Source organism: Pseudobacteroides cellulosolvens ATCC 35603 = DSM 2933, assembly GCF_001262605.1.
Lineage (GTDB): Bacteria > Bacillota > Clostridia > Acetivibrionales > DSM-2933 > Pseudobacteroides > Pseudobacteroides cellulosolvens.
The window spans coordinates 719761-745583 of the sequence record NZ_LGTC01000001.1 but is presented as its reverse complement, the minus strand read 5'-3'; the positions used below and the strand labels follow the sequence as shown (position 1 = coordinate 745583).

11 protein-coding genes are annotated in these 25823 nt (G+C 36.2%); 2 read left to right on the top strand and 9 right to left on the bottom strand.

What is annotated here, in order from left to right:
- The 4 genes from Bccel_RS03115 to Bccel_RS03100 form a co-directional block, all read right to left on the bottom strand.
- Positions 1-1401: an aspartate ammonia-lyase gene (locus tag Bccel_RS03115; protein ID WP_036942953.1), complete on the bottom strand. Its 1401-nt coding sequence runs from the start codon at positions 1399-1401 to the stop codon at positions 1-3.
- A gap of 134 nt (positions 1402-1535) precedes the next feature.
- Positions 1536-2825 (bottom strand): [FeFe] hydrogenase H-cluster radical SAM maturase HydE, encoded by a 1290-nt coding sequence (hydE, locus tag Bccel_RS03110; RefSeq protein WP_036942951.1) that lies wholly within the window; start codon positions 2823-2825, stop codon positions 1536-1538.
- Between the two features lie 15 nt (positions 2826-2840).
- Positions 2841-4208, bottom strand: coding sequence for a [FeFe] hydrogenase H-cluster radical SAM maturase HydG (gene hydG, locus Bccel_RS03105; RefSeq protein WP_036942949.1), 1368 nt, complete (start codon positions 4206-4208; stop codon positions 2841-2843).
- 316 nt (positions 4209-4524) lie between these two features.
- Positions 4525-4776 (bottom strand): TM1266 family iron-only hydrogenase system putative regulator, encoded by a 252-nt coding sequence (locus tag Bccel_RS03100; protein ID WP_036942946.1) that lies wholly within the window; start codon positions 4774-4776, stop codon positions 4525-4527.
- A 180-nt stretch (positions 4777-4956) separates the two neighbouring features.
- On the opposite strand from Bccel_RS03100, the gene Bccel_RS03095 reads away from it, so the two are divergent.
- On the top strand, positions 4957-5244 hold the full coding sequence (locus Bccel_RS03095; RefSeq protein WP_036942944.1) for a hypothetical protein: 288 nt from the start codon (positions 4957-4959) through the stop codon (positions 5242-5244).
- 144 nt (positions 5245-5388) lie between these two features.
- On the opposite strand, the gene Bccel_RS03090 is transcribed toward Bccel_RS03095, so the two are convergent.
- From Bccel_RS03090 to Bccel_RS03085, 3 genes are all read right to left on the bottom strand, one after another.
- Positions 5389-5952, bottom strand: coding sequence for a hypothetical protein (locus tag Bccel_RS03090; protein WP_036942941.1), 564 nt, complete (start codon positions 5950-5952; stop codon positions 5389-5391).
- A gap of 81 nt (positions 5953-6033) precedes the next feature.
- Complete coding sequence (locus tag Bccel_RS31205; protein WP_162181904.1) at positions 6034-6156, bottom strand: virulence RhuM family protein; 123 nt, start codon at positions 6154-6156, stop codon at positions 6034-6036.
- Positions 6157-6159: 3 nt separating this feature from the next.
- Positions 6160-7593, bottom strand: a complete 1434-nt coding sequence (locus Bccel_RS03085; RefSeq protein ID WP_036942939.1) for a VanZ family protein — start codon at positions 7591-7593, stop codon at positions 6160-6162.
- A gap of 581 nt (positions 7594-8174) precedes the next feature.
- Here Bccel_RS03085 and Bccel_RS03080 point away from each other — a divergent pair.
- Positions 8175-9545 (top strand): CBM35 domain-containing protein, encoded by a 1371-nt coding sequence (locus Bccel_RS03080; RefSeq protein WP_036942937.1) that lies wholly within the window; start codon positions 8175-8177, stop codon positions 9543-9545.
- A gap of 122 nt (positions 9546-9667) precedes the next feature.
- Here the strand turns inward: Bccel_RS03080 and Bccel_RS03075 are convergent, their stop codons facing one another.
- A complete protein-coding gene (locus Bccel_RS03075) occupies positions 9668-13363 on the bottom strand; it encodes an S-layer homology domain-containing protein (RefSeq protein WP_050753043.1) in 3696 nt (1231 codons plus the stop codon).
- On the bottom strand, positions 13360-25770 hold the full coding sequence (locus Bccel_RS03070; protein WP_050753042.1) for a DUF7507 domain-containing protein: 12411 nt from the start codon (positions 25768-25770) through the stop codon (positions 13360-13362). Before Bccel_RS03070 ends, Bccel_RS03075 begins: the two co-directional genes overlap by 4 nt.
- Between the last annotated feature and the right edge of the window lie 53 nt (positions 25771-25823).

Sequence of the window (25823 nt, the reverse complement as noted above, 5' to 3'; positions counted from 1 at the left end):
CTACCTCTTTCCCATCCCTGGTATACCAGGTTTTGTAAGTTCTAACGGATTTAATATTTTGTCAATTGTTTCACTATCTAAAACTGCCTTTTCGATAAGTATATCCCTTAATTTTTTGTTTTCCGCCACGCATTCCTTTGCAAGGTTTGATGCTTCACCATATCCTATATGCCTTATAAGGGCAGGTACCTGTACATAGCTCTCTTCCATCATCTCTCTGCACCTTTTCCTATTAGCTGCTATTCCTTTTATGCATTTATTTATAAATATTTCAATACCATTTCTCAATATATCCAACATTTCAAGGAGATTGTGTGCAATTACCGGCAAAAATGCGTTTAGCTCAAGCTGTCCCGACTGGGCTGCCATAGTAATTGTCAAATCATTTCCCATTACTTGAAAAGCAATTTGGTTTATAGCCTCAGGAATTACAGGATTAACCTTTCCTGGCATTATTGATGATCCTGCCTGAACAGGAGGAAGTGCTATTTCACCTAAGCCCGCCCTAGGCCCTGATGCCATTAGCCGCAGGTCATTGGCAATCTTTGAAAGATTGACGCAAGAGGTCTTTAAAAGTCCCGACACCTCAACAAATACATCATTGTTTTGGGTTGGATCCATCATGTACTCAGCTCTTGCAAGACCTATTCCAGTCAATGCCCTGAGCTTTTCAACCATAAGGAATATGTATTTCCTGTCTGCATTCATACCTGTTCCGACAGCTGTACCCCCTATGTTCACTTGCCTCAGTCTTTCTTCAACCTTGTATATTCTCCACCTGTCCCTGGATATTGCCTGTGCCCATGCACCGAATTCCTGGCCTAACAGTACAGGCACCGCATCTTGAAGCTGGGTCCTTCCAACTTTAATAACCGTTGAAAATTCCTCTTCCTTTTCCTGCAAAGCCGTTTGCAACTGTGAAAAAAGCTCGCTTACAGGCTTTAACATTTTAATTGAAGCTATTCGAACAGCAGTTGGGAACACATCATTTGTAGATTGGGACATGTTAACATGGTCTAAGGGATCAACAATGGAATAATCGCCTTTGTTTCCGCCTAAAAGCTCTATTGCCCTGTTTGCTATAACCTCATTCACATTCATATTGGCAGATGTCCCAGCACCGCCCTGTAGCGGATCTACTACAAATTGCTCCATAAAACTACCTGATATTATTTCATCGCAAGCTCCACATATGGCATTTGACATATTCTTATCCAAAAGTCCAACTTCGGCATTTGTGATGGCGGCTGCTTTTTTTACCATAACCAGTGCCTTAATAAGTTCAGGGTGAATATGCCTTCCTGTTATATGGAAGTTTTCCAAAGCTCTGGCCGTGTGAATTCCATAGTAGGCTTCATCCGGTATCAACATCTCGCCTAACATATCCTTTTCTTTTCTCATCGATCATCAACCTCTATATTTTCAAGTAATTATCGCTTCAATTATGTCTTTGGTATACTTAAGAAATAACTTACCCTTCTTCGCTTTCGTGTTAACTTAACTCGTTAACACACGCTCATAGGATAAGTAATTCTTCAACTATACCGTAAATAAGCGGGAAGCTTTCTCCCTGTCTTTCTCACTGCATAAATGGCAGATTCCATATCTACCATATTTTTGTTGTCATATATTCTGTAACTGCCCCTGTATATTTCAGGGGTATTAATCAGCATAATGGTGTTTGCCCCTGCATTTAAAGCCCAAACCTGTGCATCTTTATCCAATGAAGCTAATGCAGTGGTTGAAGGGATATAAACCTTTTTGCAAACAATTCTGGTAACTGCAACGGTTCTTACCGTTAGCTTAATATCTCCATGTGGCAAATGTTCCAAAGGAGTTCCCTTTGCAGGAATAAAAGGACCTATACCGATCATGTTTATTCCCATTTCCTTAAAGTACATTATGTCTCCTGCAATATCTTCAATCTCTTGCCCAGGCAGGCCTATAATATTACCTGAACCATTAATATACCCAAGCTCTTTAAGCCATTTAGAGCATTGGATTCTCCTGTCATAATCATCGTCAGGATGGACTTCCTTAAATATTTTCCTGTTTGTCGTTTCTATTTTTAAAAGGAAGTTGTCGGCACCATTTGCTTTTAGCTCTTCATATTCGGCTTTAGTCCTTTCACCAACGCTTAAAGTGATTCTCATTCCGGTTCTTTCTTTTATAGCCCTGATAAGTTTAATTATTCTTTCAGTGGACCATAGCGGGTCCTCTCCCGATTGAAGAATAACTGTCTTTATGCCTGCCTCATGAAGGCTGTCAACAACCTTCAATATCTCCTCTTCCGACATTCTGTATCTTGCAACAGACCTATTACCTGCGTTTATACCACAGTAGCTGCAGCTTTTACAGCAGTAGTTGGAAAATTCAATGGCACCTCTAATTTCAACCACATCTCCAACCATCTCTTTTCTTATCCTGTCTGCTGTAGAGAATATTACATCTACCTCTTTGGGTTTATCAGTCTTCAAGAGATAAACTATATCGTTCCTTTCCAGTTCATCACCGTTTTCTATCTTTTTTAAAACGCTTAAAAATTCATTTGATACTGCAATACCAAGCTTTTCATCAATCAATCCCTGAAGCTTTAATTTCCTATCCTCTATAATATCCCTATAAGGGACATTTTCTTTTTCCAATATGCCTTTAGACGCTTCCAGATCATTTCCTTTTATCTTAACTACTATGGCACAAATAGTGCCCGTCTGCGGTGGTGCAGGAACCAGATCGGTATTTATATTTTCATTTTGCAGGGTTTTATTGATTAAAAGCATACCAGCTGTATTATGTGCAACAATCAAAAAATCCTTATTCTCCATTTAAACACATCCATTCTAAAAGTAAATGTCCCTCTTGCCACCTTCAATTTCCTTAAGCTTTTCCACTGTTGACTTTCTAATATTTACATCTTCAATTTCATCAAGTGCCTTATTGATTATTTCCTGACCTTTTGTACGAAGGCCATCAGTTCCATAGTCCATAAGGTTTTCCTTGAAAGTCAATATGGCATTGGGCTGGCAAAACTCATGAATTTCTCCCTCTTTGGCATATTCCATAAAGGCTTCTCCTGTACGGCACCTTCTATAGCATGCGGTACAAAAGCTTGGAATATATCCGTTATCACATATGGTCTCAAGCATTTGGTTAAGTGTCCTATGATCATTCACCTCAAACTGGTCGGCTTTTTCCTCTTCCTCTGCATATCCGCCTGGGCTCGTCTTAGACCCTGCACTAATTTGCGAAACTCCAAGTGACAATAGTTCATCTCTAAGCTTAGGACTTTCTCTTGTTGACAAAATAATTCCCGTATAAGGAACTGCAAGTCTGTATACAGCAACAATTTTCCTGAAATCATCATCGTTTACAAGGTAAGGAATTTCATCGAGCCCCCATCCCAAAGCCGGCCTAAGTCTTGGAACTGATATTGTATGAGGTCCAACACCATATTTCTTTTCAAATGCGTCTATATGCATTAAAAGCCCCAGCACCTCAAACCTGTAATCGTACAATCCTAAAAGTGCACCTACCCCAACATCGTCAATGCCTGCTTCAAATGCACGGTCAATGGCTGTTATACGCCAATCAAAATCTGCTTTGAGCCCTACTGGATGCATCTTTTTGTAAACATCTCTGTTGTATGTTTCCTGGAAAATTACATATGTACCTATCCCATGCTCCTTAAGCTGCCTGTATTCCTCAATCTTCATGGGAGCTGCCTCAACATTGATTCTTCTTATATCTCCACATTTGTAAACTGCATCCATAGCATCTGTCAAATGCTTCACACCTGTTTTTCCAGGGTACTCCCCGCATATGAGCAAAATTCTTTTATGACCCTGTGCCTCTATGGCTTTCGCTTCAGTAACTATTTCATCGAGAGAAAGGGTTTTTCTATGAAGCTCTTTATTATCCCTTCTGAAGCCGCAATAAAGGCAGTTGTTTGTGCACTCATTGCTGGTATAGAGCGGAGCAAACAGCACAACCCTTTTACCATATACCTTGTTTTTAACATATCTCGCTGCATCAAATATCTCGTCTAGAAGCTCACCGCCTTCAACATAAAGAAGCTTTGCCACCTCTTCAAGGCTAAGACCCTTGCAATTTTTTGCTTTATTTATAATTTCCTTAATTTCCGATTCATCAACTTTCTTGGATTTTTCAAGAAGAGAAAATATAAGCTCTTCATTTATATAATCAACCATACAATCAGCTCCCTATTTATTCAAAATTTTCTAGACATAATAAAATCGCTTGCAATTTTGCAACATTGATTGTTGTCGTGAGAAATTGTTGTGTAGAACACACCATAATATCCCACACATTAAAAAATTCCTCCCAAACGTCAGGAAGAATCAGCATAAAACAATAGCATAATTAATCCCCCTTCGATAAGATATCTCCTTCTCGTCAGGTATTACCCATTTTAAGAATTCAATTGTTATTTTTATTTATCAGCAATAGCAATATATATGCTTGCTGCATTAACCATATTACCATCATATATAAGTAGCACTTAAATCAGTAGGTCAATGCCACTTTAACCTTAATACCAGGAATGTTTCCAAGCTTGCCTGTCAAAGCACCTATTTCATCATTAGTGCCGTCTACAATAATTGATATTACAGATATCTCCCTTTCCTTATATGGAAGCCCCATCCTGCCTACAATTATATTACCATAATCGCTTAGAATGTCATTAACTCTCTTTGCGGTTTCTTCTCGGTTATTGACTACTATACCTATTACTGCAATTCTATTTTGGTTTGACATAATTCACCTTCGTTATTTTTTTAACTATGTTTAATTATACCACTTTTCTATTTCATGTAAACAATTTTTTTATAAGCTGAAAAGAGTTATAATTTTGCGTTACTAAGACCAGCGAGTATGAGTAAACCTTTGGACAGGTGACTTTTATTTTTGGATGATTGGCCCAAGGAGGTGTTGGATATGGCTATAAAGGCTGAGCCAGCTATAGAAAAGTCACAAAAGGTATTGGAATACCTTGGTACAAATGATGAAAAAAGAAGGTATTATAAATTAAGAGAAAAGGCTATTCACGATGAAGTGACCAGAATTACAGGTGCAAGAGAAGAAGGTTTACAGCAGGGCTTACAGCAAGGTTTGCAACAAGGGAAAAAGAAGAATAGTATTGAAGTAGCAAAAAAGATGCTGCAGGACGGCATGGATGATAATATGATAGAAAAGTATTCCGGCTTGTCTAAAAGTGACAAATAGGATTTAAAAAGGATATGTGAGATATAGAGAATTACTAAAGCCATAATGAGAATAGGAGCTCTCATTATGGACATCATTAACATGATCATTAACATATTCTGTACGTGTTCATTAAAGTTCTAGTATTAACTTACTTAAAATTTCTCAAAATCCCTTATTAATTCTGTTATTTACACTTTCGATTTCAATTAAAGCATCTCTGTATAAAGAATAGTCAATCTTTGCCTTCATTATGTTGACCATATCGTTAAAACCGATAAGATGCATATGTAATTTAACTTTTATTTTATCTGTAATTAAAGATAATTCCAGTGCAGTCTTACTAAATTTTACTGTTTTTATTTCATTCCAATAAATTGTTTTAATTTTGCCTGTTATCCCAAAGTGCTTTATTTTTTCTTCATCAACCTCTATTTTCATTTTCTTTGAAATTAGTACAAGAGGCATACTTAGGGCTAGAAAAGATAAAACAAGTCCAATAACTATAATTAAATCCTGAACTGACTTAACAGTTCCAAGGCTCGCAATTACACCAATTACTGCAGAGCAAACTATACCAATATATCCTATTACTCCATAAGCCTGATTCATTTTAAGAATAATAGTACCTTCACTAACAACAGCAGCATGTTTTTTAGTGCTTTCCCCTAAATACTTCATCAAAGCAAAAACAACTGTAATTATAATTATTGTACTGAAAATTTTCAAGAATATCCCTCCGATTCCAAGAACATATGTTTCACATTGATTGTACATCATATTTCCAACAAAATCAAGCTCTGCTTTCCCTTACTCTTCCTTGCTCCTGAAGCCTACTGTAATTACAGCTTCCAAGTTATAAAATTTTGTATTCTCCTTTGTAGTACCCTTTCCATTGTCCTCCATTCTTTTGCAAAACCCAACAAAATCCATAAATTATTTCATGGCAGCAATACAAGTATTCCATTCTCTGCCATTAAGAATTCCTTTAAATTCATAAACCGGTTGATAAAAACCTTTTGTATCATAAAGATAAGATATTTTTATATCATTTATTTCAATTTTACCACCTGGTACATCTTCCCAATCATAAAAATTACCTTTCAGAATTTTCTCATAGGCACTTTGAGGGCTAATAATATCAACATTTCTTACAAAGCTGTTTTCATATACACCATGTCTGATGCTCCTTACAAATCCAGCATCGGAGATATCAAATACAATCCTTCCTGACACATTTTTTATTTTATTATTTTCATCTGTATTTATATTAAAAGTAATATTATATTTATTAATGGAATCCAATATAGCATTGGTCAATGAAATATTATGACTTTTTGCAAAATCAAGTGCAATTTTATACTTTTCATATTCACTTTTAATGACATTCCTACTATCTGGTTCGGTCGCATGGTTGGAATAATTCCATGTTCCATTTGATCTATCCCACCAAATACTGCAATGCGAACTATTATCAAAATCAAAAAATATATCTTCTCCTTGAATTAAATAACTTTTAAAAGGAGGCAAATTCAAGTCCTTCATTACTTTTTGTGCTTGTGATATGGCAAACTCCTCGTCCCAGCTATGATCATACTTATATATAGGAGCAAATGATTCTTCATTGCTAATGTCAGCCAATAATTCTATTGTATATTTGGACATGTCCGCACCTGTATCCTTCATTATAGGCATGTTTCCGAACTCCTGTAAGTTGTATTTTATAAATATGCCTAAAAAGGCCCCTATTACAATTAACGGTAAAACAAGAAATTTAGCTGCAGAGGCTCCACGTACATGATCATTAGCATTTTCACCGCTTTTATCAGTTCCTTTAATAATCCTGTAACCAAACATAAATATGCAATATCCAATCATACCACCTAATGTGTTATGAAACAAATCATCCAGCTCAAATATACCTAATTTTGCCATAAATTGAATCACTTCAATAAAAAGGCTCGATAAAAAAGCAGCCGCCAAAGCCCATCTGATTTTTGTAAATGCACAGTTAATCAAAGGCAATATAACCCCCAAAGGTATAAGCAACACAATATTAAATATGATAAACTGCCATGCTCTTACTGTAAAGGTATACCAAGCATCCTTGTAGCTGCGGAATAATTCCAAATTAACAGTGCTCTCTATTCCTGCCCCTCTGTTACAGGTTAAACCGAATACAACTAACAAGTAGACAATGAGTAATATACTAAAAATCACCTTAGTTTTGTTAATCGCCTTAGTGCCTTTAAGTAATTTTTTATAGACAAAGAAGTAACATGCACCTGCAAAAGCAAATAAAACACACACTACAATTGTAGCCGGTATAATGTACTGAAGTAACTGATGAACTATATATCCAATACTCATAAGTCCCCTACTATATTAAAAGCTTAATGATCTTGCATTTGGCAAAGCAAATAACGAACGGTTTTAGCGAGATTTGCGATAGACAAATGAAAAAGATTAATCACTTTTAATATATATTAAAAATTTTTTTGAATTCTAGTCTAAATATTATCATTAAATATTAAAAAATACAAATTTATTTAATTATGGAAACAATCTGCATTGTTACACTTTCGATAATGATTATTTCAGCTTCAAGTCCTCAACTGAATTACCAAAGCATTATTGAGTGTTTATATCTTTCAAGACAAATAGAAATGTACGCAATGGAATCTATTGACAAAGGTTTATAAGATATTTATACTTAAAATATTGGTTTATATTAATTGGTATTGGTTTGCAAATTTTCATTCCTATTTACAATATCAATTATAAAATAATCTATTTTTTATATGTCGTTAAAATCTTGATTTTTATATAAGTTCATATTATTTTATGTGCTTATTGATGCACAAATTTGTTAAGTGAGGAGGTTTATTGTTCTTAGTATATATAGAGAGATAGATAAATAATATTTGATAATTATAGGGGGTAATTTAATAATGAAACTCAAAAAACTTTCTGCAGTTTTAGTAACTGCCTTTTTGCTTATGAGTAATATTTTTGTAAATGTATCATTCGCTGCAGCTCCTAGCAAGTTGAAAGTATTATACAACAACAATGGTACAGCGGCCAATTCAAATCAGATCTATGCAAACATTAAGCTTGTGAATTTAGGTACAAGTAATATAGATCTGTCAAAAATAACTATCAGATATTACTTCACAAAGGATAGTGACAAACCACTTGTATATTACACTGATTACGTTAGCATGGGCTCAATGAGTACCAAATTTAATGCTCATTCACCTGCGTCAGCTAAAGCAGACACGTATTTTGAGATCAAGCCGTCTTCAGGAACCATTTCAACTTCCGGTGCCATATGGCCTAAACAATCTGAAGTAATTTTTCAGGGCAGAGTAGCAAGGAAGGACTGGTCAAATTTTGATCAATCCAATGACCATTCATACACCATAGCTACAAGAGAATATATTGAAAATCCATATATCGCAGTGTTTGAATCAGGAAAACTAATTGCTGGGAATGTTCCATATGATGCATCACAATTGAAATATGAAGCTGAAAATGCTAATTTATCTGGCAAGGCTTTTGTGGCAAATGATCACAGCGGATATTCAGGAACAGGATTTGTATGCGGATATGGTAATGATGGTGCAAAAACACTCTTTACTGTAAATGTTCCAGAAAGCGGTAATTATAGTATAAAGGTTGGATATTCAAATGCCAGCGAAGCTGAGAAATCACTTAGTATTTATGTTAATGGGAAAAAGACTGGTCAAATTAAATTTGCCAGACTTTCCAGTTGGAGCACTTGGTCGGAAGCACAGGCAATTGTTCCTTTAAACAACGGAGAGAACACAATTTCTCTTCAAAGAGACATTGAGGATGGTGGCTCAGTTAATCTTGACTACTTGTTGATAGAACCTGGAACAATACCTGATGTTACCATTCCTGATGATGAAACATCAAAATTTAAGTATGAAGCGGAAAATGCTGGTTTATCAGGTAATGCAGTTGTGGCAAACGATCACAGCGGATATTCAGGAACAGGATTTGTATGCGGGTATGGTAATATTGGTGCAAAAGCACTTTTTACTGTAAATGTTCCAAAAGAAGGAGATTATATCATCAAGGTTAGATACGCAAACGCCAGCGAAGCTGAGAAATCCCTTAGCCTTTACGTTAACGCTGTAAAGACCAGCCAAATTAAGTTCAGCAGATTTACTAGCTGGAGCAATTGGTCAGAAGTACAGGCTTCGGTACACTTAAACAGCGGTGCAAATACCATTTCTCTTCAAAGAGACATTGAGGATGGCGGTTCAGTAAACCTTGACTACTTGTTGATAGAATAAATTTTATGTCATAATTATTCATACAAAAAGTACAGATTGAGAAACTTCAATCTGTACTTTTTGCGTTTAGATTATTAATTATTGTTTTGATAAATATTTAATATTTGTACATTCATTTGCCGCTATTTTGGTGCTTTAGCACTTTCCATAGCTTTAAATATTATCCACGCCACCTCAGCTCTTGTAATTCTATTATTGGGTTTGATTGTCCCATCAGCATATCCCTTAATAAATCCAAGACCAAAAGCAGTTGATATATATCCACTTGCCCATTTTGGAAGTTTTGCAGAATCTTTAAAACCAGCAAGCTTATAATCTGAAGGTTCTTTTTCAAAGGCTTTCAATATCATTACAATTGCTTCTGCACGGGTAATTTCTCTTTCTGCACCTATAGTTTTATCAGGATATCCGCCCATTATCTTTTTATTTACTGCTTCCATAAGATATCCGGCAGCCCAGGAAGGTACTTTGTTCCAATCTTTGAAATCCAATCCTTTGGAAGTTCCAGGCACAATTCCCTTTACTTTTATCAACAGTACTGCGACCTCTGCCCTTGTTATTTTGTTATCTGGCTTAAATGTATTATCAGTATATCCTGACACAATTCCTTTCTCAAGAAGATTTAAGATTGCTTCATTGGCCCAATGCTTTGATATATCTGTCAATTTAACACTTGGAATATCTTTTTTATCCTCTTCCTTTATTGGCTCTGTAGCTTTGTCACGTGTGACTTCGATTGTATATGTCCTCTTATATCCGTTTTCTGCTGTTATGACAACTGTGACAATGTTCCTGCCTACTTTTAGGCCTCTGTTGCCTGATATCTCTGCTACTGCATGTTCATCCTTCTCAATCTTAACTGTTATGTTTTCAGTTTTACTTGAAACTTTTGCAGTATATTCAAGATTACTTGGTGAAAATTGAGGGCTTAGAGGAATAACAGTATTATCTTCACCAAATATCTCCAGACTTTTTAAACCGTTATCCGTACCCTTTACATAAAAAGATTCTATGTTGGTTACTGGCAATGGTATCTTATATACTTTTACAGAATTTTCATCCTTATCAAGATCAACTGCCCATTTGAGATTCGGATTTCTTGATTCAATGTTGTATCCCATATCTGTATATGCTGCTGTGATAGAACCACTGCTAATTAATGATACTGTATCCAGTCCATAAATATAACCAACATTAATATTTTCTTTAGTTGTAACATCATCATCAATATCCTTGGTAGTTATAGCTATGACTCCTTGAGTTTTGCCACTGATCTTATCTGCATAAATTTCCAGAGGCTCTTTTGTATTTCCGATACTACCATTACCGTTAACTGTAAGGAAAACATTTTTTGCAGTTATTCCGGCAGTGCCACTTTCAGCTGCTTTAATACCCTTATCGAAAGTAATAACAACGTTATCCCCTGTTATAGTACCTAAGGATATCTCTTCCTTACCCTCAACATATATATTCCCAGGTACATATTTCGAATTAGTATTTCCATCCTGATCAACACTAAATTCATCATGACCTGATTTTATGTTTAATTTTCCTGCTTCAATATTTATGTCGTTAATATATGGAAGTTCAACATATGTTTCCTCAATTTCAACAGGTACACTCTTTACAATTTCTTTTGGATAGCTAATTTCAAGGATCAACCTGTTAAGCTTTTGCGACTCAATCTCTGTCCTTGCAGAATTATTGATAAGACCTTTAATTTCATCAGTTAATGATTTCTCATCAAGGAAGCCTTTTACATCTTCATAGAATTTATTGCAGTCAAAGAATACTATGGAGTTTAGTATTTGTGCAAACTGCTCATCTTTAGATATATTAACCTTGTTTGGAATTTCATTAATTTTGTCTATTAAATATTTTGTCATATCTGTCTTATCTTCTTCATCAAATAGCTTTATAAATTCTTTCTTAATATCTTTTTCTGAAAGAGGATAATTCTGAACCAAAGTCTTTTGTACCAAATACTTTACATCAGGATTATCTTCTAATGCATTCAAAATCTGTCCGCTTAATGAGTTCTTGTTTACTGTTATTGTAGGTGTGTTTCCTACATTTTGAGCTTCGATCGTAATTTCCCCGGCTTTTATCCATGAAGAATTATAACCAGTATCTAAAATCAGTTTATCCTTTTTGTAGTCAAGTAATGCAAGTGCTGGAGAAGTACTTTCCTTGGAAATTAGCGAACCCTTTGTAACTATAATTTTTACAGCACCTTTTAATGAATCAATATTTCCAATTATTGCATTACCCTTTAATACATTTATATCAATATCCTCCAATGCATTTGCCATAATAGGATTTGTTGATGAGGACAAATTGATACCTGTTATTTTTCCATTTCTTGAAGTAAAATCTATTCCTTTGGTCTCAATGATACTTTCTATGTCCTTTGATGCTATATCTCCATCAGCAACTATCACCAAATCTCCGTCAGGAACTTTTACAGAATCAAGTATTAGATTTCCGTTATCCTTTAATAAATAAACATTTCCTTTTGATGAACTGATATTTATAGCTTCACCGTTCTTAGTCTCAATACAAAGAGGATTTGCCGCATCCCCAATACCTGATTTTGAGCTTAGTGTAACTCCTTTTGCCCACAGGACAACTGCCGGTGCCGAACTAATTTTGGCTGCATCAATTTTAATATCTGTAGAATCATTTCCAAAGCCTTTATTAAAGCTTATTTCTCCTGCCTTTGAATCAATGCTGAAGGTTCCATGATCCTCAAAACCAATAAAGCCTATTTTTATAGGTGCATCCGCTTCAATACTGTTTCTCTTGATATCTTTAATACCTGTCTCGTAAATTTCATGGGCATAATATTTGTTGGATTTAAATTTGTACCATGGATATTCTTCCGACCAGTTACATGTGTGGGTGATCTCCCTTTCTTTTAATGTTGTCGTCGGAAAATCCTTAGGTGACTCTTCTGATTTGTAATGTTCAGTTACCGCTGGACGGTACTCCACATACTCACCCTCTAAAAGAGGTACCTTATCAAGCTTGATTTTTTCATAACTGATGATATCATCAGGGTCCTTTGACAACCAATCTATACCCCAGAAAGATGATGAACAGTATGTTATATCTTCTTTAATAACTGATCTTTCCCCCGTTACCCATGTATACCTCAATCCGCTTAACGGAGTGAAGTTTGCATTTGTAACCTCTTTCTCAGACAATTGGTTTCCATTGCCATCATTAACAACCCTTTCAAATACTTTGCCATTTACTCTTGTATATTCTTTCGTAACAGGCTCACTAATATTTTTAGAATTATATACCATAGGTGCAGTATCTGTAACTCTTATTTTACCTTCAAAATCCTGTCCTACCTTAATATCATTAAATTCAATGGCATAGTTGGAATTATTAACTATATTTATATTTGAAAACCCGTCCAATGCTTCAATGGCACCAGAAGAATCACCATTTGTATTCTTTATGGTGCTCATGATCTGACCTGATAAAAACACATTACCGCCTGATGCATTTATATCATCTACTACTATCTTTTTAGAAACAGGATCCCAGAAAGCTTTAATATTGCTCGCACTATTATAGAGCGGACAATCCTCATAACTTGTAGTCACTATATTGCTGTCCTCATATCTCTTAATCTGTGCCTTTATCTCATCATCTACGATAAGCTGTTGAGCATCTGCACCAGCTCGAATATTACCATTAACATTAAGCTCTCTTGCTGCGATATACACCGACGAGCCTTTAATAGTATTTTTTATATTCTCTTTAGCGTTAAATATTGCTATAGGTTCCCCACCTAAGTGGATCAATGCATCAACATATTTTTGTACAAACTTGCCGCCCGCATTAATGTTGGTTTTTCCCCTGCTGAGATTTCTCCGCTTACAATAATGCCTCCCGTACTGGTGATATCAACATTTCCGCCCTTGTTTTCAATATTTCCCTTAATTTCTATGTCACCAAGAACCTTAATATCATTCTTTCCGGCATTGGTATATTTATTATGAATAATGATGTCTGCAATAGGCTTTATATTACTCTTTTTCTTCTGGAAGCCGTTCACATATACATAACCGCCATTATTGTTCGGTATAATGACATCACTTAGCCTTAGATTATATGGACTTTCGTTTTCTATGTCTATGCTTGCTTCCTTTGAAACTCTGATTTTATTTATATCATAAGATACTTTATTACCTTCAATAAATACACTTGTAAGTGCAGATGTAATTGGAGAAAGGTTTATAAACTTTGACAAACGGGAAATTTTTATCATGTCAGTTGACTTATCCCAATAACCCATTTCCTTAAGTTCATTTTTTACAAGCTCCAACTGCAGTTTGATACCGGGCTCTGCTTGAGTTTTTCCATACTCGGCCACCAGTTTTTCAAGCCTTTGGTATTCATTAAGAAGATTGGTAAGAATATTTTCTTCTGTTATTTTATAATCTACCTTTTTGCTTGAGTCGGAAGATAACGTCCCATCTTCTTTTATATTAAAGAAAACCTTTTCATTTATACTGGCGTCAATAATTCCGTTAACATATACATTATTCTGGTTTATAAAAGCCTCTCCATTACTGTTTCTTATGTCTGCTCCAATAGCTTTGGTATATGGATTATTGGCTTCACCCATACCTCTTACAAGAGTCACTCCATGATTTGCAAACATCTTGACATCCCTGGATGCAAATATATCTCCATCCACAGTGATGGTATTTTTCTCATCAAGCATTGCATAACCTTTTCCTGCCGTATGTATAGGTACTGCATTCCAGTTGTTTATAATTGCATCTGCCGATATGTCAAACCTTCCTTTTTTGTAATTAAAATCGTTTCCTGTTGTTTCTATTCCTGTCACTGTTGGAACATTATAACCACTAAGACCTGTATACATATTCACAAAACCATTTGCTTTTATTTTTGAGCTCTTGCTTAGGTTTATGTTATTATCAGCATAGGTCTTCACATTACTTTCTCCCATTGTGGATGCAGATAGTGCACCTATCACAGTGACATCAACCTTTGACTTTGCATTTACATTGGATACCGATTCCATGCTAACATCGCCTGAAGAGAGGATATTTGAATTTTCTCCAATATTGATCTTTGAGTTGGTCTTTACATCAAAGTTTGTTTGCGCTATTACAGGAATGGTAACTGCTGCTGCAATCTTTAACCCTATCTTGTCATTTGCATTTACATTGTTTTCAGTATACAAAACAGCACAGTTCTTTGTGTTTTTATTGGCGTTTAGTGTAACATTATCCCCCACATCTATTGTTGCATCCGCCACAACATTAAGATCCGTATAAGCTGTTGTTTCAATTATCAATCCTGCTAAAACAGAATCAATTGATTTACTTGAATTCACCTCTGATTTATCAGTATTTGTCCTTGCAACAATTTCATAAGTATCTGCATCAATCACGACACCATTATCAATTTTTATATTGGACTTAACTTTTGAATTTGTATCGGATGCAGAATTTCCAAGACCCACACCGGAAACTGTAATTGCATCTGCAAAGTTATCTATGCCATTTTTGCCTGTTGTATTTATTATGACCCTCTTAGCCTTTATTCTGGCATTTTCCATTATTTCCACTTGTGCCTGGGAATCAGTAATACTTCCGCCTTTCATATACACAGAACCTGCTGCACTTCCGCTTCCCGAAGCTGCTTTTACCTTACTTGTTTCGCTGCCTTCGCTTATAAACTCCAGTGCTCCTGCAAATACCTCTGCGTTTTGTCCTATTGATGACTTGGCCTTTGAAGTAAGCTGTGAATCAGCAAATAGATTTGTAATATCTACTGCATTGGCACCATATCCTTCTACACCTGCATTTTGATTTGTATTGGATGATGAACCTATACCGATTCTGCCCTTTGTAAATACCAGTGCATCCGACGAAATAAATGAATTCATTTTTTCATCATACACAGCTTTAGTAACACTAACATTTGCTGATACACCATTTACTGCTATTCCAATCTTTGATACTTTATTTGAAGGATTATTACCTACATCTGATCTACTGGATATTTGGATACTATTTTCAGTACTTATTTCATCGGAAAGTTTATCAATACGAATATCCCTTACCGTCTCATCCTTAACCCTTCCAATGGAATCTAAAACTATTTTATTGCCATCTTCAATATCCGCCACAACATATTCGCCATCATTTAGCTTGGTTCCCATGATAACAATTTTATCACCGATTTTTATTCCTTCTTCTTCCCAAGTTCCTGATGTTTTTACTATGCTGTCTTTTACAGCACTCTTTAATATTACATTATCCCTTATTTCTCCATTGAAACTGTATGGAACATTATTCCCGTCTTTTGTCATCTTGAAGTCTTTATCGACATAGAGTATTTTACCATCTCCTGAAATATTGTTTACCATATAGTAACTGATATCCTGGCCTTCTTCCATAGATATTCCATTTACCCCAAAACCATCATCTATGAAGCTTCCTTCGGACCTTGTGATTTTGTTGTCACCTGTAATTATATAGCTGTCTGATATTTCATCAACAAAATTACCGCCGATGTTTAAGGCAACCTTTATGGTTTTTGAATCAACTTCAACGATTTTATAGCTTGTGCCGTATACATTTTCAGTTATGCTTATTAAGTTGCTATTTGTATTTGTCCCGGATAAATCTGTGCCTGTAGTATTACCGTTTGTATTATTAGGATTATTTCTTACAGTGATAATTTGCCCGGCATAGAATCCATCCTGCACAAAGTCACCGGTTGAACGGGTAATACTTCCATCCACTTTATCCTCATTATCAATTTTCTTAAATTCCAGCTGCTCTCCAGCAACTTCCATTTTTTCAAATTTGAGCTCTGGATTTCCTTTTACTTCGGCCTGGCCATTAAATATTATCTCGGGATCGCCAATGAGCTTCTTAGCTCCTGCTGACACTTTGGCATTTTTGCCTATAAATGATTCTTCCAAAGGCTTAACATCTGAAAAAGCATTGGATACATTTACTGAAGCAACTCCAACTCCAAGACCTTTTATTTCAGATATATTTTCAGGATTAAACTGTGTTTTAATATTTATATTTTTATCTACATTTACAATTGCATTGTCTGAAATATATGCTCTTATTGCAGGCAATACTTCAAGCTTTGCCAGATTGTATTTTGCTTCCAATCCATAAAGCTTTGCATCATATGCCTTAACATCTGCATTTTCTTTTAATACATTCTGTATGTCAAGGTTCTGTGCAGTAACTTTTGAATATTGTCCAATATATGCTTCGCTATTTTCTTTTACATCCATAAGCGAAACAGATGCTCCTATAGGTACCAATACACCCGATGCTTCACCGGATTTTGATTTTGCATCTATACTGCCATTAACCTTGATTGATAATGTGCCTCCACATGTAACTGATGGAGCATCACCATAATTTGTACCATCCTCAATGAAAGCACCTGTAACAGCCTCTTTATTATTTGAGAAGCCCAATAGATTTTCTACATCAGGAGCCTCATACTGATCATAGCTGCTTCTTGCATCCTCAACCTGACTGTCCTCATTATACGGAATCAATTCCTTCTTATCTGTATCGTCTTGCAAAGATGTCAGCAAGTCCTGGCTAATCTCTTTTCTTGCATTTTCATTATCACTTTCACCAACTGTCAAAAGCGATATTGATCCGTTTATATTTAAGACACCGCCTGCGGCTGATATAACATTTGAGCCAAGTTTCTTTGTTGAATCAGATTCTATTGCAATATCACCTGCAGCATAAACTGTTGTTGTCTTTCCTATCTTGGCAACAGACCTATTTATAAGCTTTGATATATCTATTGCTGCACCTGCATTGGCATAATTCAAAGCTCCTTTACCCAAATCATCCTGCACCTTGGCATGATTAAATGACTTAACAGTAAGTTTTTGTTTATCCTGGCTGCCCTGATATCCGGCTTCCTGGTTGATTAATGTCAGCAAAGCATCATTTGCTCCTATAAATGCATCAACAGTGCTTTTTACAACATTGACCATAACAACACCTGATACAGATGCAGTACCCACAGTAACTCCAACCCCAAGGTTATCAGCCCTGTCATCGCCTTCTCCAATAACTCGTATTTCTTTTAATGAGTTTACCCTTGAACCGGTTATTTTAGCTATTGTCTTGTTACTAATATTATTTACAGTAGTTGTTCCGGAAGCTGCCATGCCTGCATATGTTCCGTTACCTGCATCAGTATCAGAATGGGTTCTGTTATATGCCTTGACCTCTACATCTCCTGTTGCATATACTCCGCAATTGTCTATATAAGCCATTGATCCTTTTGATATATCATTTACGGCTACAACACCCGATACAGACAAGGAGCTTATTGCCGCACCGGCTAAGGTTTTCTTTATTTCATCATTTACATCTGAGTTTATCTTAAGGTCCTTGGCATATACAGTAGTATTATCTGAAATATATGCGTTTGAAGTATTGTTAATAACCGACGTATCAACAGTGGCACCCGCTGCAGCTCCTGCACTTGTACTTAAGCTGCCGCTTATAAAGGTTATGTCAGATGTATGTTTACCTATTACAGCTACATTACCATTTTCATTGTCTGAATTTATAACTGAATCCGTTATATAGGCATCGGTAGTTTCTTTAAGAGTATGAACACCAACCTGGCCTTTTAAATCTGCAAATAAACCAAAACCTGCAGATCCTGTTGTAAGATTTAACTTGTCATTTGATGTTGAGTTAACCGAAAGGTTGGATAATGCTGTAACATCCGAATTATCTATGTATGCTCTTACAACATTATTCATATCGGTAATTTCAACAGAGCCTCCAAAGCCTGCAGTTAATCCAATATCCAGCATACCTCCTACTACGATAAAGCTGGAGTTTTGTAATGCATTAACATTTATATCACCATAACTCATTATTTTGTGAGCTTCCAAGTCAAGGCAATCTTTTATATATGCCTCAACAACCTTTTTGTTTGTAGTAAGTGATACTGATGCAGCTATACTAAGGCCTACCGGAATTTCACCTTCCATTGCTGCTGCAACTGAAGCTCCTGCAGAACATGATTTGATATCCCCCGAAGTTGAAGCATTTATATCCATCTTTTCTTGTGACAATACTTTTGACTTTTCAACATACGCTTTTACATTGTTTTTAAGTTCGTTGTATGCAGTTGAAGCCCCAACTGCCACATCTCCCAATATACCTGCGGATCCTGCGATGGATAAGACATTGGATTTTTCATTTGCCTTGGAAGAAACAGATTTTATATAATTTTTCGTTCCTTTAATATCTGAGCCTGTTATTCTTGAAACCACATCACGATTTATCAGGTTTAATGTTGCTGAACCTGCTAACGATGCATATCTTGACATCGCAAGACCTGCTGCTAAAGACTTGATCTCACCCTCAGCATTTGACATAAGGTTTAGATCTCCATCCGATGTCAATGTCGAGTCTTCAACTAGAGCCTCAATACTTCCGTCAATCTCGTTATATGCTACTGCAGCTCCCAATGCTCCCCCGCCGGTTGCCCCTGCTACTCCACCTGCAAGGCTGCCTATGTCAGAATAGTCATTGGCTGTTATATCAGTTTTTTGCTTATCATCGGATCCTTTTATTATTGACCTCACTATCTTTGCTTGAGTTTCATTATCAATTATATTAACCGTAGCACAGGTACCTATACCTGCATATTCACTTACTCCAGCACTTAGAGCAAGAGAAAGTATATCATAGTTATCCTTACCGCTTCCAGTTAAACCATTTGAGGCACCTATACCTATTGAACCTGATTGCTGCAGATTTGAATCCGTTATAAGGGATGATGTATCGCAATCAAGGAAACTTACACTTGTAGCAAGCCCGATTCCCACCGATGAACCAACAGCTAATCCACCTGAAAGAGTTTTTATTACAGAACTATCATTTGCCTTTATTGTAGTGTCTCCGGTTATTGTACCTGACGATTTATCTATTGAAGCTAAAGTATCTCCTTCAATATCATTAATAGTTACCGAACCTGCAATAACCGCTCCCTTTGACTGGAATGACGCTCCTGCTCCCCCTATAGCCAGGGAATAGATTTTACCGCTGCGTTTGTTATCAATGTATAGATTTCCCACATCAATTATTTTAATATTTTTAATAAAGCTAGTATTGTTTCCTTTTATCTTATTGTAGCTTACTGCTCCCGCCAAAACTGCTCCATTGCCATTTGCACTTAGATTGGCTGAAACAGCACCCGACAATGTATATATGTCTGACTTGCTTTGCGCAGTGTTTGCCAAGGAACCCACATCCATTGACAATTCATTGGAAGAAGTGTTTTCTATACTTGAAATGACATCAGTTTCAATGATGTTTATGGATACACTTCCCGAGATACCTATACCGAATGAGCCTCCTGATGAACCACTACTACCGCCTGTTCCTTGCCCCGGTGATGCTCCAGTCTTTGGCATTTCATTGGAATTTAAACTATTTGTGTTTCCATTGCCATTTTCCATGCCTTTTCCAAGTCCATCAACCTTGACATCTTTTGTTGAATCCTTCATATTTTTGATACTGTCCGATACAACTGCAACGCCGACACCAATACCCACTATAAATGAGTTTGTGTTTGCCTGGTTGTTGAGCTTTCCGTAACTTGGAATTTTGCTGTCTATTATTTTAGCCCTTGTTCCTCCGGTTATTTTATTAATGCCTACTGCTGCGGCAAATCCTCCTGTACCGGAGACCCCAACAGCTCCTGATAATGATATTATATCCGCTTCATTTAAGGATTTTACTTCTATAGGTCCGTTTGATTTAATAACATTACCATAACTATCAACAAAATGAGTATTTTCTACTGTTGCATTAATATTGTTGTCAATTATGTTGTAAGATACTGTTCCTGCTAAAGATACTGTCTTCGATACTCCTGCTGAAATACCAAGAGTTATGATATCCATTTTATCCTTAGCTTTTGAATTTTCCTTTGATATGTCTTCTCTTAACTCTTCTTCAGTATCAAGATCATCATCATGCTGACCATTTACTGAATTTATTTTTAATTGCCCCCATTGTTCATAATCTGAATTCAAAACATTTGCATATACATTATTCTCTATATTGTTATAAGCTACTGCAGCCCCAATACCAACAGTGCTTGATACTCCAACGCCTCCAGCCAAAGAAGCTACTTGAGACATGTTTTTTGCCAGGATATCAGTACTTCCTGCTATCTTTCCTTTGATATTTGACATATATGCCTTGGTACTGTTTGATACATCATTTATGGTAACCGATCCTGCAATTGCAACCCCTGTCTTGGATGAACCCATGCTTGAACCGGATCCTCCTGCCGCTGCTGTGTAGACCCGCCCTTCTCTTACTGAGTTTATACTTACAGTATTCGCTTGTACATCAGTATTTGCTATATAGCTTTCAGTAGTTCCTGTAAGCTTGTTATAGCTCACTGCTCCTGCAAGTCCTGCATAAGATGAACCTGATGCTGTTGACATTGCAAGTCCTCCGGACAATGAATAAACTCCTGTTTTATTCCCTGAATCAATATCTATATCGGAAGTCCAAAGCTTTTTGGATGTATCAATGAAAGATTTGACATTATCATTAACATTATTGAAAGAAACACTGCCTGAAATTCCAAAGCCGAACTTACCGGCTTTTTCACCTGCACCATTCTGATTTGTTATGTTTGTAAGCTTATTTTCATTATCCTTTGGAGCTATCATTGCCTTTTCATGGGTACCGATTGGTGTAACTTCCGGTGAACTATTAGTTCTTACCGCTGCCGCAACATCAGCAAGATAAATATTACCTTTAGCATTGGAATCAATTTTAATTTTACCCCTTACATTTACATCATATTTTGTTACTGTTCCATCCTCTTTTTTAATTCCAGCTTCAACATCCCTTGTTATCTCATTTAACCCAGCAGCACCACCAACTGCACTTGATGCCTTCATAACGCCGCCGACAAAGTCAATCTCTAAAAGGTTGTCGTCTGCTTTAATTCCCAAATTGTTGGAATTTATCATAGCACCTTCTGAAATAAGGCTCTTGGTATCATTGTCAACTTTGTTGTATACTGATGAGCCTGTAAATCCAAAGTCCTTTGCCTGTGCTCCGCTCATAACAAAGCCTACATCAAGCCTTTTATTAAATGAAGATAGGTTTATATTATTACCGCTTACAAAAGCTCCTTTTTCAATAAGGGAGTTAGCCTTATTTTCCATAAACTTCAGAAGAAGAACAGCACCTATCTGTATACCCCCTGATTTACTTCCAAATATGCTTGTAAGTTTGTACATTCCAACATTATGTAGGTTTGATGTGTCCACATCGGATTTTATTTCCACATCCTGATTGGCAGTTTTGTATGCTACATCCTGATTTATCTTGGCTCCGTCCTTAATTATGGATGTAGCTTCATTGTCAAACTTAACATATCTTATGGCACCTGCAATACCTGCTTTTACAGATGTTGTTTTAGAACCCACATCCGAATTAAAAAGACCAATGGTCGTATACTCATTTGTAAAATCATAAATAGCATCCGAATAATCTTCTGCTTTTCCCAGTTCTTCCAACAATGTGTTTTCATTTAAGTTGGAAAGCTTATCATTTAGGAAATCTTTAGCTGCCTTTGCTTTATCACTTATGCCACTTATTTCCTCATCAAGCTTTAATACTTTTTCAAAGAGCAATGGATACCTAATTTTTGAATCTATTGTTAGCTTACCCTTTGAATTAATTTCGCCGTATATATCCGATTTACTGTGATTTTTAACAAACGAAATTGCACCCGCACCACCCACAGCAACATCAGTTGATTCCTCATAAAAGTTTTCCTTTATGGCTGCATTTGATGAGTTTGCAATCTTCTGCCTTGTATTTGAATCTATTATTACTTCTCCCTCGGAATATATCTTCGCTGTGGGATTTATCACTGTATTAATCTGGTTTTCAACCTTTTGATATGCTACAGAAGCAGAAATCTTAAGCTTTGATGTAGCTGGTTCGTTAGAAGATTCCTTTCCCGTTATACCTTTTTTAATGGCCGAAGTAATACCGCTTACTTGTTCCATGCCAGCTTTATATAAAGCTGTATTCTTATATATCCCCTGCATTTTTCTCTTAAGCCACGAAAGACCGATACCTGATCCTGCTGTTACATAATCTATACTTTGAAGATCAGAATTTATTGAGACATTGTTCTTCCCGCTACTCTTAATTGTACCGCTTACTATCGTCCCTACATCACTCTTGGCATTCTCAACAGTAATGGTCGGTGCAGCTTTGCCATCTGCCGCAGATCCTGTTGCAGCAACAGAATTTTTATAGAAACCATTGGCATTAATCTCTACGCCGCTTCCTTCAATCACTGAATTTGAACTTATATCAATTTTTGAAACAAGATTGGTATCAGATTCTACTATATTTACTGTTGCCCATTTGTTAAAGGTATTTTTTGCAGCCGCATTAACATCAGCAACAGACTGTGATTCACTTATAACCTCAACCTTGTCCTTTGCACTTATGCTGCCGCCTATATTGATACTTGCAAAAGACTTTGAATGCCCAACTGCAATAGCCGCTCCATAAAAAGAGCTGCTGGCACTCACGCCGTTATCCGACTCGGCATAGACCTTAACATAACCTGATGCAAAAATGTTTGCATTCATATTTACAGTAGTCTCGGTGTCGTTAAACTTAAAGGCAAAAGGAACACTCGTACCAAAAGTTGACATGAACTTACTAAGCAAGGCATCTTTTATTGTTTCCTTTAGATCTGAACCGATAATATCGGAATCAAAGTTTAGCCAGGGTAAAAACAGTACAGGAATTTCTGTCTCACCTGAAACTGTGACATCTCCGCCTTTTATTTCACCTGACAAATCAATTTTGGATATGCCCTCTGTTTTGGTATAGCTTAAAATATCCATACTGTCAGGAGTATTTGTTACTTTAAGCTCAACATCACCATCACTGTACTTGCCTTTAGAATCGGTATCTGCAAGTATTTTAACATCCTGTGCAAATATCTCTTCACCTGCAATCATTGAAACATCTCCTGAGTTTCCAATTATTGCACCATTATCATCTCTATTCTTGGTATTTATTACAGCACCTTTTTCAATATTAATCTTATTTGTAGCAAGAACCCGCATGTTGCCGCCATCTGTTTCCATACTTGAAAGGCGTACATTTGTACCAATAACAAAAATGTCATTTGAATTTATTTTCTTGAGGTTAAAAAGATCGATGTCACCAATAGCTGTAAGGCTAATTTGGGAATCTAAAATAGTGTCCAAAGTTATTCCTTGAGAGAATGAAATATTTTTTGCTGATATTTCAACATGTTTGTCTTCTGTTTTTATTGAACCTATAACAACATCATTTATACCAAAATCATAGACTTGCCCTCTCTTTTCCACCATAGGTGCATCTATATTTTTGTAGACAACTGCACTGACACTGCTTTTCTTATCTACTAATGCCGCTGACGCCAAAACTTCCGAATCATCGGATGTATCTACATTAAATGAATAAACCTTGTCATTGGAATATAGTCTTACATCGTATACTTTTCCATTTGGAAGAATAAAATTATACTCTGTTTTTACAAGTTCACTTTCGCTGTATATTTTTCCTTTATCATCTTTCCAGCTTTTCAATGCATCCCCTTCATATACTGCACTAACCTCAATGTCTTTTCCGTTATTCTTTATATAATACTTTTCAGTTATATTCTCAACCGGAATCCAGTTTCCTTGTGATATTCCTGAAATGTTTTCGCAGTATTCAAGTTTTGCGGATGAATATATGCCTGTTTCGCATTTTGTATCACAATTTACATCTGTACTCTCCATTGTTCCATCATCAAGAGCATATAATGAAGCACTTCCGGATGCTTTTGAAATGGCAGTAAGCTTATTTATTGTCCTTAAATCCTTCAAAGTCACCTTGTATGAATATGTAAATATTTCGGACTGTCCGGGGCTTAATTTATCAATCACAGGATAAGGTTTTAAAACAGAGCCTCCTATATTGTCTTCATAGTTTATGCCTGTTACATCCACATCCCCAGTATTGGTAACCTTTACAATATAATTGATATCCTCCCCTACAACTGCTTTATTCTTATCAGCAGTTTTAGTGATTTTTAATTCAGCATTTAAAGCTGGGAAAAGAGGTATTTCACCATCTCCTGTAATTCCTCCCTCATCTGCTGCAACACATGTAAAAAGAATTGGTTTTCCTGATTGAACCTCTTCATTTGTAACCGAATATGAGAATGTGAAGACCTTCTTTTCATTTGGAGCAAGATAATCTATTGTGCCAAGCTGCCCCATAGAATTACCGTCTTTATTTACAATAATAATAATATTTTTTAATGCCGATTGGGTGTTATTAGATATCTCTACACTGTAATTGGCGGTTTCACCCTTATATACTACAGTTGTTTCAGATTTAAGTACAACTTCCAAGGGCGGATGACTTATTACAACCTGTTCAATAAAAATCGTCGGTGTTGCTGTAGGTGAAATGGCCGGAGTTGGTGTCATTGTTGGTGCTTGAGTTGATGTAGGTGTAGGTAATTCCGTTGGGGTCCCAGTTGCCTCCGTTGTAGATGTTGGTGTTTCTATTGGTGTTACGGTTATCACTTTTGTGGGTGTTGGCGTTTCTATTGGCGTTGTAGTTACCTCTTTAGTGGGTGTTGTAGTTTCTTTTGGTGTTGTAGTTTCTTTTGGTGTTGTATTTTCTTTTGGTGTTGTAGTTTCTTTTTCTGTAGATGAAGCTCCATTTGATGTTTTAGATTCTGATGGCAGTGCTGCTGATAATCCATCGTTAGCTATTATGAAAGTTGGTGTAGAAGTTGTTGTTGGCTCAATTGTTGGTGTAACTGGTGCCAAAGCTGATTGTAAATCCGGTTGTACCCCTGACATTGGTGCAGTACTTGGTTCACTAGACAAACCATATTGCTGAATACTCACCCCAGTACCCTGATTACTGGAGAAAACATTTGCTTTTATTCCGTAATCATCAAATGATAAAAAGTCTTCAATATCATATGCCTGACTTTGATCAATTCTTTCGTATGCAAATACCGAAACTCCTGAAACAAAGATACTCGATAGTACAATAACCATAACCAAAATCATAGCTATGGCTTTGTTAGGCCTTTTCATATTCTTTTCTCCCCCCAAATTATTTATGAATATAATGCAACATAAATTATATA